General features: G+C 54.8%; 11 protein-coding genes. 7 read left to right on the top strand and 4 right to left on the bottom strand.

Features of this window, described 5'->3' with window-relative positions; all coding sequences use genetic code 11:
• Nucleotides 1–498: 498 nt before the first annotated feature.
• Nucleotides 499–1,062: an RloB domain-containing protein gene (locus tag M0D68_RS36590; protein ID WP_367619314.1), complete on the bottom strand. Its 564-nt coding sequence runs from the start codon at nt 1,060–1,062 to the stop codon at nt 499–501.
• Entirely contained in the window at nt 1,059–2,345 is a 1,287-nt protein-coding gene (locus tag M0D68_RS03370) for an ATP/GTP-binding protein (RefSeq protein ID WP_266223769.1), read from the bottom strand. The genes M0D68_RS36590 and M0D68_RS03370 overlap by 4 nt, the downstream gene beginning before the upstream one ends.
• 448 nt (nt 2,346–2,793) lie before the next feature.
• On the opposite strand from M0D68_RS03370, the gene M0D68_RS03365 reads away from it, so the two are divergent.
• Nucleotides 2,794–3,528 carry a hypothetical protein gene (locus M0D68_RS03365; protein WP_266223768.1) on the top strand — a complete coding sequence of 245 codons (735 nt, stop codon included), beginning with the start codon at nt 2,794–2,796 and terminating at the stop codon, nt 3,526–3,528.
• A gap of 122 nt (nt 3,529–3,650) precedes the next feature.
• Nucleotides 3,651–4,625, top strand: a complete 975-nt coding sequence (locus M0D68_RS03360) for a hypothetical protein (protein ID WP_266223767.1) — start codon at nt 3,651–3,653, stop codon at nt 4,623–4,625.
• On the opposite strand, the gene M0D68_RS03355 is transcribed toward M0D68_RS03360, so the two are convergent.
• Nucleotides 4,626–5,621, bottom strand: a complete 996-nt coding sequence (locus tag M0D68_RS03355; protein ID WP_266223766.1) for an HNH endonuclease — start codon at nt 5,619–5,621, stop codon at nt 4,626–4,628.
• Between the two features lie 582 nt (nt 5,622–6,203).
• Between M0D68_RS03355 and M0D68_RS03350 the strand changes: the two genes are divergently transcribed.
• Nucleotides 6,204–6,947, top strand: coding sequence for an HNH endonuclease signature motif containing protein (locus tag M0D68_RS03350; protein ID WP_266223765.1), 744 nt, complete (start codon nt 6,204–6,206; stop codon nt 6,945–6,947).
• A gap of 26 nt (nt 6,948–6,973) precedes the next feature.
• A complete protein-coding gene (locus M0D68_RS03345; protein ID WP_266223764.1) occupies nt 6,974–7,534 on the top strand; it encodes a hypothetical protein in 561 nt (186 codons plus the stop codon).
• A 413-nt stretch (nt 7,535–7,947) separates the two neighbouring features.
• Here M0D68_RS03345 and M0D68_RS03340 read toward each other — a convergent pair whose 3' ends face one another.
• A complete protein-coding gene (locus M0D68_RS03340) occupies nt 7,948–8,706 on the bottom strand; it encodes a GIY-YIG nuclease family protein (protein WP_266223763.1) in 759 nt (252 codons plus the stop codon).
• 872 nt (nt 8,707–9,578) lie between these two features.
• Between M0D68_RS03340 and M0D68_RS03335 the strand changes: the two genes are divergently transcribed.
• The 3 genes from M0D68_RS03335 to M0D68_RS03325 all read left to right on the top strand — a co-directional run bounded on the left by M0D68_RS03335 (nt 9,579) and on the right by M0D68_RS03325 (nt 11,312).
• A complete protein-coding gene (locus tag M0D68_RS03335; RefSeq protein ID WP_266223762.1) occupies nt 9,579–10,046 on the top strand; it encodes a hypothetical protein in 468 nt (155 codons plus the stop codon).
• A 366-nt stretch (nt 10,047–10,412) separates the two neighbouring features.
• Nucleotides 10,413–10,838, top strand: a complete 426-nt coding sequence (locus M0D68_RS03330; protein WP_200654002.1) for an organic hydroperoxide resistance protein — start codon at nt 10,413–10,415, stop codon at nt 10,836–10,838.
• A gap of 45 nt (nt 10,839–10,883) precedes the next feature.
• Nucleotides 10,884–11,312: a potassium channel family protein gene (locus M0D68_RS03325; protein ID WP_308187558.1), complete on the top strand. Its 429-nt coding sequence runs from the start codon at nt 10,884–10,886 to the stop codon at nt 11,310–11,312.
• Nucleotides 11,313–11,414 lie beyond the last annotated feature (102 nt).

Genomic DNA, 11,414 nt, shown 5'->3' with positions numbered 1-11,414 from the left:
GGATGCGGGGGAGTTGATGCTGCTGGGGCATATGGATCGGCATTTGTAAAAATTAGGAACCCGTATCACTCCGGGGATGTTATAGAAGTATTTGAGCAACAACAGATCATGCTTATGGCACGCATATTCCAATTGCCACTGCGGCAGGAGGTGATCTCGTCAGGCGAAGCTTGCCACTGCGCTACGTGATCGTCGAACGCGAATCGGGGATTGGGGGCGGACGAGATATAGCAATCCGCGCCCGGGGCAATGAACTTGATTCTCCCCGTCTGAATCAGATGCTCGACAATTAGAAAGAATGCATTCCATATGGCTATGGAATGCGATAACGGTGAATTGCTGCTATCTGACCAGCCTTGCGCCTGTCATCCACCCCTTGAACTACTATAGGGGGCGGCCGGATTCTCTTTAGTCCAGTAGCCTTCGGCATGCAACGGACACCTTACCAAAAGATCAACGACGAACCAAAAGCGTCTCAAGGCTCATCCACCGATCAGCTCATTCAATCAGCTTAATGAGCTTCAGTAGAACAGCGAGATCCGGCTCATGCCGATTTACTCTCAGAAGAGCTGCCTTGTCGATGCGTTCGCTGAGTCTATCCCTCCCGAAGTTCTTGACGTAGCCGGGCCACTGCACTCTCAGTTGCTCCTCACTTTCTCTAGTCGTGGGCGGCCGTCTTTGTTCACAGTTAAGCAGATGTCTTAGCAATACCGCCTCGTGACATGGTTCTTGCCAAATCAATTGGATATTCAATTTCCTGGCAAGGCGAATGCATAATCCATCTCTTTCTACAGATCGTCCTCGAAGGTCCGAATCCAGAATCACAAAGCGCTCAACGAAGGGATCCCGTGCGAGCGTATGCTCTCGGCGCAAGGCCTTTTCCGCAGATTCGAGAAGCGCATATGGGTCGCCTCCGTTCAAGACCTCGGCTACAAGGTGGAACTCGGCACGATTCCCGAGCAGTTGCTGAAGAAGCGCGGCATAACTGCGCTCGCTCTCGCCTTCGCAACCGATGAAAATGCGCTTTCTCTGCGGGATCCTGTGATGTCTTGTCCGACTCATCCAATCGTCGGCACTGCGCCATAAGTGCCCCCCATGTACTTACGATAGAAATTGTCGACTCGTCGGACCCCTTGAATGTCTTTCAGAGAATAGATGGATGTGCCGCCGGTTGAATCTTTCTCGCAAAAGTAGATCTCCTCCTTGGTAAGATTCTCGAGCAGGGAAGCGTTTTGGCAAGTCATCCAGAGCTGTGCACCGTGCGGATTTCGCTCTTTCGAATAGAACCAGCGCAAGATCTCCGGGAGAACACGGGGGTGAATCGCCAGGTCAAGTTCGTCTATGACCGCTATCCCACCAAACTGAAGCACGTGGGCCAAATATGGATAGATCTGTAAGAATTGACGCGTGCCGTGACTTTCAAGCATCAACGGCACATCTCGTGAGAGACCTTCATGCCGAAACGTGGCGACGGGGCCGTTACTGCCTTGCACGATTGACATCGAACGGATGCCTAAATCGATGCTGGCTAAGTCATTATTGACCGAGGCCAACATTGTCGGATTTGCTTGGTAGTACTGGAGCATCGCGGTTTCATTCACGGCCAATTTCTCCAAGAATATGTTGGACGAAAACTTTCCGGCAGCTTCCCGTAGTGCAAGCGAGGGTAGATGGTCCAGTTGCGCTAGCGTAGCGATAACACTGGCGTTGTCGCGAAGAATCTTTTTGAGGACAGCGCGATGGCTTCCTAGTGCGAACTCCTTAGCAGCGTCTACGTCGCCAGTTGCGTTGCGTTCGAAGAGGCGAACACGACGTTTAGCCCGACTGGGCCAGAAATACAATCCCTCTCTAAGGACAGTCCGACGGCCGTCAACGAGTTGCAAGTTTAGCTCGTACATGTACCGGCAGCGGGCATCGCTCATGAAGCTTATCCCCGGCTGAGTCCCGGGGAAAAACTTCTCCGGCCCCGCGAATTCCACCGCAAGCCTCACTGGCATGCCTTCCGAGGAATTGTCCCAGAACGGCTCGAACGGAAGCGAGTTTCCCGCGCCAAATTGAAAGCTGTCCTTTACGAACCATGACAGGTACTGCAGGGCGCGAAGCACCGTTGACTTACCGGCCGCGTTGGCTCCGAAGAAGGCAACGACTTTGGGAACGCGTTGACCTGACCCAGTCCAAGTCTCAGCGTACCGCTCTGGAAAGTCGGATACAGCCGAACCGACCCCCAAATCAATAAGCTGACAGTCGCGAACCGACATAAAGTTTTGTATTTCCAGCGAGTGAATCACGGGTATCTCCTCGTAACCAAGCGAAGAATACAACAAAAATTTGTTGTATTTGCGCATTCATGTTACTTTTCAATCGAATGGATGGCCGTTGGCGTTGCCTAGTGAGGCTCGCGAAGTTGTCGGCGAGCGGCGCTCGCACGGCATGCCGCGTGATCTGCCGACGAACCCAGCTCAAGCGTTGAAGTAGACTTACTCGCTACGGGCCTGCCAGTTGTTATGGCTTGCGTTCGAGGTGATGGGGAACGCATTTTGGGTATGTTGGGTCGCAGAATTGCGATGCCCAAGGAGGCTGGATCGAGAATGACTGAAGTCAAGGAGGGCATAACTCCCAAGGTGCCGAGACTTGACGACGTTCAGCTGGCGACAACTTTAAAAGTGTTCTATGAAAGACATCCGCCAAGTGTTTCTTGCGAAGTAAATATTTCAAGAGTCCGAGCGACTCATTGAGCGCTCATCTGTCGCAATGATTGGCTTGGCTGTATGCATCGCACAGGATGCGGTTGAGTTGTTCCTACGCTCTGCAATCAAGGAACACGACATTCCCGTTCGAGACCAAGATAGTTTTACGACGCTCATAGATGCGATTGACAAAGGTGCAACCAGCGAGCAAATGAAAGTCCCCATCAAGGCCAAAGTACTCGAATTAAACAAGGCCCGTGTTGCGTTCAAACACTATGGCCTAGCACCTGAACTTGCAGCGTCTCGCCGACTGGTAGCATATGCAAGCGACTTCTTCGCCGAGGCATGCCCGAGATTTTTTGGGTTTGATTTCGACGCACTGTCGCTCGCTGATGAGGTGCAAAACGACGTGATTCGCAACGCCCTTAAGCGCGCGGAGCAAGCGATCGAACAGGGAGAATTCAAAGAGGTGCAATGTGCTGCCGCTGAGGCCGTGCATTGGGCATCGAATTCATGGGACCAGGTACTCACTAAGCCCGCCCCCCATTTCAGCGATGTCGCTCGACTTGTACCCGACTCGAATGCAAGAAACGCTGTCGACCGTACCCTTAGGTATGTCAGTGCCTATCTGGACGGATTGCGAACCGTTTCGCTATGCAATTTGTTCCGACTTGATCCCAAGGACTTTGTGCGCTTTCGGAACCTGTCGCCCATGGTGCTCCAGTACGGAGGCGGCAGGCTCGAATACCACTTTTCCCCGAGCGCGAATACGTCCGAGGAGGGCGCGAAGTTCTGTTTCGACTTCGCACTGAGATTTGCGCTGTCCGCTCAAGGTCAGTAGAGCGATGTTGGCCGAGTGTCGCTGACGGGTCATCGTCCCGCCAGGGCATGACGGTGCCACGGAGGTGCCATGCATGTTGCTGTTGCACCTAGGCGAGTGATCGGAAAGAAATCTCCACACAATTGCCCACCACCCTCTTTGGCGTGTCGTGCGGATTGATCGACAACTTACATCCGCCTGATCTAACGCACGCTGACGAAAGAGGCGAATCATTTGGCACGGGAGGAAAGACAGTGGGCGAAGAACAATTTTCCGACGTTGAGCACGAAATCATCGTCTTGTACGCCATATGGGACATGATCGATGAGATGGTCAATTTTTCGATGTTTGAAAAGCTGCACGGAACGGTAGATACGAACGTTATGTTCACCACGTCCAAGCACGCGCAACTGTTCAATGTTCTTTTGACTGACTTCCTTTCGGCGCCAAGCCCGATCTACAGAGGCGGCCCGCTGCCCTTCGGGCTCCCGAACGCTCCCCAAGGGGCGAAAGGCTCAGAGAGAAGTTTCCTCTTCTACTTGAATGGAGTTGCGCAAGCACCGAATTTCAAAGGAAATGTCGCGCTACTTCGTGATACCGTAGATTCGTTTAAACAGTGGCTAGATGCTGAATGCATCGTTAAGGATGTCTGGTTCGGAGAAGTCGACGTGAAGGTGGACGTGCAGGCTACTCGTTTCTCGCTGCTCAAGATCTGCGGAAACATTGCGAAACATAACTTTTCGCGACTGGAGCGCAATGTGATTGAAATTCGTCGAATCTTCCAGCGAAATGCGGTCGAACTCAATGAGCAGCAGGTCATCCTCATGCTGCCAACCTTCTACGAGTGGTTCCACCGAGATTTTTTCATCTACCACTCAAGCACGATCGCCGAGTACCTCAACAATATTAGATGGGCTATCTACAGCTATCTTCAACCCGAATTCGCTCGATCCTACGTTCCGCCAAGCGGGGGTGACCCTCGCTATAGCTACTCGTATCCTTCTAGTTGTGTGCAACCGATCGCGCGTGGTATGTACTGGGACTTGATGAACCATCTTATTAGAAAACCTTATTTTCCAAAGTTTTCGGTATCACCATCCTTTAAGGCACAGTACTAGCTACCGGGCTGACTTCATCACGTAATTTTCACGTTCCCGCTCGCGCCGCTCGAACTCCGCATTGTGTTGCCTTAAGTAAGCGGCTCGCCGGTCACATGGTTTGCTTTGAAGATCCTGGATGGGGCCGAGCCTATCCAGATCACGTTGCATCACTGACTTGGACACTTCTAGCTTGCCATTCGGCCGGAAGGTGATCATATAACGGTCGAATAGTGCGTCTAGGTTGGCCGACAGTAGCAAGCCGTTTTTTGGATCGAGTCTTTGCGAGCTATCTGACTGCTTCCACGGCACGATATGCGAAGCTCGCAGCGCCGGCAGCACGGCCAGCCGCGTGGCCGCGCACGCGTTTCCGAACTCCTGCTGCAAATCAGCTCGAAATTTCCCCTGTCCCAGACGAATTGCCACCTCGGCTAAGCGCGCTGTCTCAGGTTTGGACGTGTCCTCCAGAATGTCGCGCACGTCATTCAAGATCTGGTCTGGTTCCTCGCTGCCCGTTGCCCCGAAGAGGATTTCGTCGATCCTCCTAGCCCACCCTTGCATCAAAAGCAGAGTCGTCGCCACGTCTTTGACATACAGATACGACTCGCCGGAGTCACTATGGACATGCAGCAGCTCGGGGTTACAACCATGCTCGCTGGCGAACGCATTCTTGTCGAAGCCGTCGGGGGCCCTGGAGATCGAGTAAGGCGGCCCGTCCTTGGGGAATCGGTACAAACAGGCATATGGGATCTTCGCCCCCCAGATGGCCTTGCTTGTCAGGCCAATGTAAATGCCGCGCCAAGTGATGCGCAACGTTTTTCGTTGATCTGGCTGAGGTCCCTGCGATGTGGTAGCGACGGCAAAGCCTTCGGCTTCCAGCGCACCGATGACACTCACCGCAAAATCATTGGGCGGTTTGCCCGTATAGGCTGAAAGATCAGGCATTGAAGAAATAAATCTAAGTGGATTGCCCGCATTATAAGCACTCTGGTACTGCGGTCCTTCATCAATTATCACCGTGCAATCCGAAGAACGGCGACAATATAGCCGTTATGCCGGGTATGAGAGCGTTGCAGAAACATCGAACTTTTGCTACGAAAAAATCAGGTGGCGGCGAAGACCTCTGGACGGATTCAAGGCCAACCCAGGACAAAGTGAATCAATCCCATGAGCTTGATCGCACAGAGGATTCTTGACTACGACGGATCAGGGTACCTTCGCTGGATTGACGGGCATCGATACGGCTTTGTTTTGACAACTACGCTCGTCTCACGCCTGCAGTCCAGTAGCCGGCGGCGAGCCGGACGCGACGCCCTAATATGACTTTTCGGTCTTGATGAACGATGGCCGTTGGTCGGGCTTTGCCTGACTCGGTGGGTTAGGCTTGACCCAACTCAGTCGTCCACAGCTTGCGCCGGCCGGTGGCCGCAACCGGATTTGAAGCGGCCATTCAAGGACAGGCGGACAAGCTGTGCGCGGTTCGCGCAGATGACGATGTTGTGACTTGCACGTGAACTGATCGAGAAGGCTTGAGCGCGCCAGTTCAATGACGAACGGTTTATGATTGCCCGCCAACAGTCGAAAAAAGGATCAGCAAGCATGGCACGTGCCACGGTTACGCCAGAAGTGTTTGCCGCAGCGTATGAGGCAGCGAAGCAGGTGCTTGAAGGAAAGGCAAAGCTGACCGATGCACAAAAGACCCTTGCGGCAGAATACGGCATTGCGGAACGTACCGCGAGCGGATACATCGGGTGTTTTCTGGCCATGCGCCGGGGCAGGACATTCAAAACCATCGTTAGCGCAGGCGGGCTTCGGTTCATGCTTGGCCGGATTGCCGAAGGTGGACCCGGCAACCTGATGATCGCGCTCCAATCGGTCATGAGTCACATTACGTATCTGCACGACATAACGGGCAACGAACCGGGACTTCGCCGCGTTCATTCGGAATTCGTCGGCAGGCTTCGCGAAATGGCAGCGTTCGATGAAGCGTCCCTTTCGCTTGACGATCAGGTGACAAAGGCGCTGGCAGATACGCCCGAAGCGCGCGCGCAGCGACTCCGGCAAGCGCCGACCGTGCCGGAACAGCAAATCGTGTTGACGCGAGTCTTCAGGCGCAACCCCGACGTAATCGCGGAAGTTCTGTTGCTGGCGAACGGCGTGTGCCAAGGCTGCGATCAGGTCGCGCCATTCCTGCGCGCGGACGGTCGCCCATATCTCGAAGTGCATCATCGTCAACCGCTTGCTGACGGCGGCGTGGACACGGTTGAAAACGCGATCGCACTATGTCCGAACTGTCATCGGGAACGGCACTACGGCGCAAGCTATCGCGACACGCAAAGGTAGTCACGAAACCAACGCAAGGAAAAAGAATGCAGACAATAGCGTGCCTTGGCTGGGGTTCTCTCGTTTGGGATGCGCGGGAACTCCCCATTCGAAGAGGATGGTTTAACGATGGTCCGCTCGCGCCGGTCGAATTCCTGCGACAGTCGAAGGACGGGCGGATAACGCTGGTGATCGACGAAGGCGGTCAACCTGTGCGCTTGCTGTGGGCGCTCATGGATGCAACGACCGTTGAAGACGCGCGACGCGCGCTTGGCGCACGCGAAGGGATTCCGGAGAAGAGCTGGTCAAGGCATGTTGGGGCATGGCAACGCTCGGACGGTGCACCACCCGCCGCGATGCCGACGCTCAATCAGTGGGCGCAGTCGTGCGGGCTAGACGGTGTTGTCTGGACGGCACTCCTGCCGAAGTTCGGTGGGCAGGACGGGTATCGCGCGAGCGCTGACGAAGTGATCGCGTACCTTGCCGGCCTAAATGGCCGAACGCGCGAAGTGGCCGAGCAGTATGTGCGCAACGCGCCCCGCCAAATTGATACCCCCTTCCGTCGACGTTTAGAAGCTGCGCTGCGTTGGAGTCCGAGCGAAGATTGACGGAGCGCCTAAGCGTCTGTTTGGCGGGTGTCCAACAGGTCATTGCGGGATGACAGCAAACGAAACGCGCAAACGGCGGCTTTCGTCGAAATGTGAGAGCAGTTCGTCCGTTAGGCCTCAGATGAGGCGGCCGATCCAGTGGCAGGTGTCCCAAATCCCATGAGCGATGGTTTGTGGCCGAACTCGGTCCAGCGACGACTGGCTCAGTTCGCCCGATACAGTTGAAAAAGTCGCTGCGTGTTTTTTCTGTTCGATCCGTTAAGTCCACTTCGCTGGTCTGGGCGCTACAGGTACCACAGAGGATTCCACATCGGCGGGATGTCGCTGCCCGTGCCCGTGCAGCGCGACGACCTCTGCTGCGATAGGCGAACTAGGCATAGCTCACATTTACGTTAACGAAGTTAAATGCGTTGCTAAATGATCCAATGTAACGACGCCGAATCTCGCAATCTGAATAATCTAGGGGTAACAACTCGGTCGCCCAAGCCAAGTTCGGATATCGGACTCGATAATTCACGCACCAAAGTTTCAGACCATGTCCGAGCACGCGATTCGTTATGTGACTTGAACTGGACATGCTTCCAAGTGGGAAGTGCTCCCCACTTTTCTACATTGGGAAGTTCGTAACCGGCGGTCCGTGCAAGGTGAATCCAGTGTCCCTCGCATCGAGTAGCGTAACTTTGCCCTTTATCCGTCCGCTCAAGAAGCGTGACCATAACTTCCTCCTTGTTCTCTTTTGCCCATTCAAAGAAGGCGAACGAGGAGCGCTCCGGCCGTCGGTGCAGATAGTGTTCACGCAACCGACGTGTCAAATCGACCGTTTGGCCGATGTAACAAGCTTTTTTTTCTTCGAACGCGCAACGTGCGTGCAACGCGTAAATCCAGATTGGACGGCCAACCAACTGACCTTCCGCCATCTTGCATCTTGATTCGGCCTCGCACTTACTGTCGAAAGTGCATTCGCTTGGCTCGCCGAAATTGAAGTAAACACGAAATCGCTTGCCGCTCGGTTGACGAAGTCCTATATATCTGATTCCTTCCTTTGTCGAGCCGTCGCGCGTCACCTCCAAAGATTCGGCGTTGACCATGGCCAATAATTCCTCGTAGCTCTTGATGTCTCCGCAATCGATGGCGTTTTGAAAGGATGCCTTCAACGAAATTGGACCAATCATAGATATAAGCGGTGACAGGAAATTAGGCTGCCGAACATCATAAACGAATACCTAAGCAGAGACTAACCACTGCGGAGACCGGACCAGAGCCGCGAACCTCTAGGTCTGTAGCGGTGTGTGGGTATGGCAGCGCCGATGTTCGGATTGTCGTAACGGACGATGACTAGCCGCTGGTAGTTCCTCAGCCGCTCGTTGAACGACAGTTTTCGGGAAATTTGATTGACCGTTCTTAGGCGAATATGGAAGTCCGATGCACGGATGACGGTCGACTGTGGGGCCGGTTTAGAATGCCTGTCATCCTCAACGCGTCCCGGTACATCATGAGTGGCTATCCTGTCGTCCGAGTAGCACAACAAACAGACGCTGCTGTTCTTCACTTTCTGTATCGCCAGCTAGTGGATGACGAAAACGCCCAGGTTGCAGAGTCTCAGATTCGGTCGACCTCTAAAGATGCACGTACGCGACTCTTCGTCTGCGAGATCGATGGAAGCGTCGAGGCTACCGGCGCGCGAATGATGGCCTCGGCGGAAGACTCCTCACCCTCGTCCTATCTCTCCTTATCCGTTCGGCCAAATCAAACATTTTGCCTACAAGATTGAAGTCAACCTCGGTGGTCTCCCTTATAATTACCAAGTCGTCGGGAAACACCCAATGACCAGGTTTGGAAGCCTGAGGCAATAACCGCACACCCGCTCGCGCGGGTCGTGCGTCTACCTCTGCACGTCTATATTTCAATGGGCGGGCTGTGGTAGGGGAGCCGCAAGGCTCGCCGGTTTGTTATTGCCCCGGTCTTCCAACCCTTCTACGTGCCCGCTCACCCCCTTTCCAAGCGAGTGTCGGGCGATCCAAGAAGTAACAGGGAGATCGTCACCATGAGCAAGTCCAACAAAAACCAACCCGCTTCACGTCCGCCAGTCGACGCAATCCAGTACGAAAAGCTTGCCCTCTCGGCCTTCGATTTATGCGACCGGCATCTGGCTCATCTGGATACCTTGATCACACTTGCGTCCTCGATATGTAGGAATCCTTCCGTCACGCTAGAGGAAAGACGACGTCGCCAGACGCTTCTTGAATTGCTGGTGGACACGGCTGAGCAATATCAGCAGGAACTCGAATGCGACCGCGAGTTGTACAAGGTGATTGCACTCGATGCGAAGGGTGTTCCGCAAAGCCGCATCACGGCACGCCACGCGGCGACCCTGCTGGCAGAAGAGGTGGCGCAACGAGCAGGCGAACCGACAGCCACCGCAAACGCGCCGCAACGCCAAAGCACGGAAGAGAAAACTGCCGCAACGTTAAGAACCGACGCAGCCCAACAACCGATCGTCGCGCAACACTAGCCGATCAAGAAAGGCCATCGGCTGACAAGGCGGTCCAGCCGAAGAATCGTTCGGAAACCACCCGCACTGAGATGGCCATCGCCCGTCTCAGTGCTGTCACATAACCCATACCATCGGCAACCCATGCCACACACGGCACAACCCCACCCGCATACCACCACACCTACCTGGAATATGTCATATCAATCCGCCAACAGACCGCTTAAAGTAGGCGAAAGCACCTCCGTCCCGGTTGCCGGTCTGAGTTGACCCGACTACTATGCGTGTTAGCTTTGGCATCAACTTCTCGAGACCTTCATGTCGCAGAACGTGAACAGAAAGGGCGGCGTAAGGCGTCGATCATCCTGGCACACAAAGGAGTCTTGAATGTCGATTGAACAAGTCTTGTATCGTGCTCACGCACACGTCACCGGCGGTCGCGACGGACGCGCGACCATTCCCGACAGCAACCTCGATCTCAAGCTGACCACGCCGAAGGAGCTCGGCGGCGGAGGCGGCGACGGAACGAACCCCGAGCAACTCTTCGCGGCGGGATATAGCGCATGCTTCATCGGGGCAATGAAGTTCGTTAGCGCGCGTGACAAGATCGCGCTGCCCAAAGACGTCGCCATTGATGGCAATGTCGGCATCGGACAGATCCCCAATGGCTTCGGCATCGAAGTCGAACTGAAAATCTCGCTGCCGGGCATGGACCGCGCAGAGGCGGAAGCGCTGATCGCCAAGGCGCACATCGTCTGTCCTTATTCGAACGCCACACGCAACAACATCGACGTCAAGCTGACGCTGGTCTAAGCCGCGCGTCATCACGCGCTATTTCGAGTGCAAGCAGCGGATGCCGTGTCGCGCAAAGCGGCGCGCATCTCTGAGGTTCATGACATGGACAATGCCGCCGAAAACGCTGCTCGCACCCGAATCCAGCCGCAACGGGCAATTGCCGAGTTTGCCAGGGTCCTCTGGCATCTGCGCGCCATTCTGGCGATGCTGCTTATCCTTTTCTTCATTTTGACGGTCGCCATGTATTACGTTGGCGGGGCCGTCGATGTAGCCACACGCACGCCCTCATCGCTAGGCCACACCTTCTATTTTTGCGCGGTCACGGCGCTGACCATCGGCTACGGCGACGTGGTGCCGACCACCACACCGGGCCTCATCATCGCGGTTCTGCTTGGACTGCTCGGCGTGTTGATAACAGGCGTTGTAACGGGTTCGGCTGTTTATGCCATCCAGCTGGCTGCGCATCTGATCGGGCGACACGAAGCGCAGTAGGCGGCTTTACGACGAATATGTCATTTCAGATGGCCGCTACGTCTCCTAATATGTGTAGTTAGCGTTCTGATATGCTTTTTACCGTGCGCCGGCATGCGAATT

Origin of the sequence: Paraburkholderia sp. SEWSISQ10-3 4, from assembly GCF_030464785.1 — a bacterium.
Classification (GTDB): domain Bacteria; phylum Pseudomonadota; class Gammaproteobacteria; order Burkholderiales; family Burkholderiaceae; genus Paraburkholderia; species Paraburkholderia aspalathi.
This window is presented reverse-complemented; position numbering and strand designations above follow the sequence as displayed.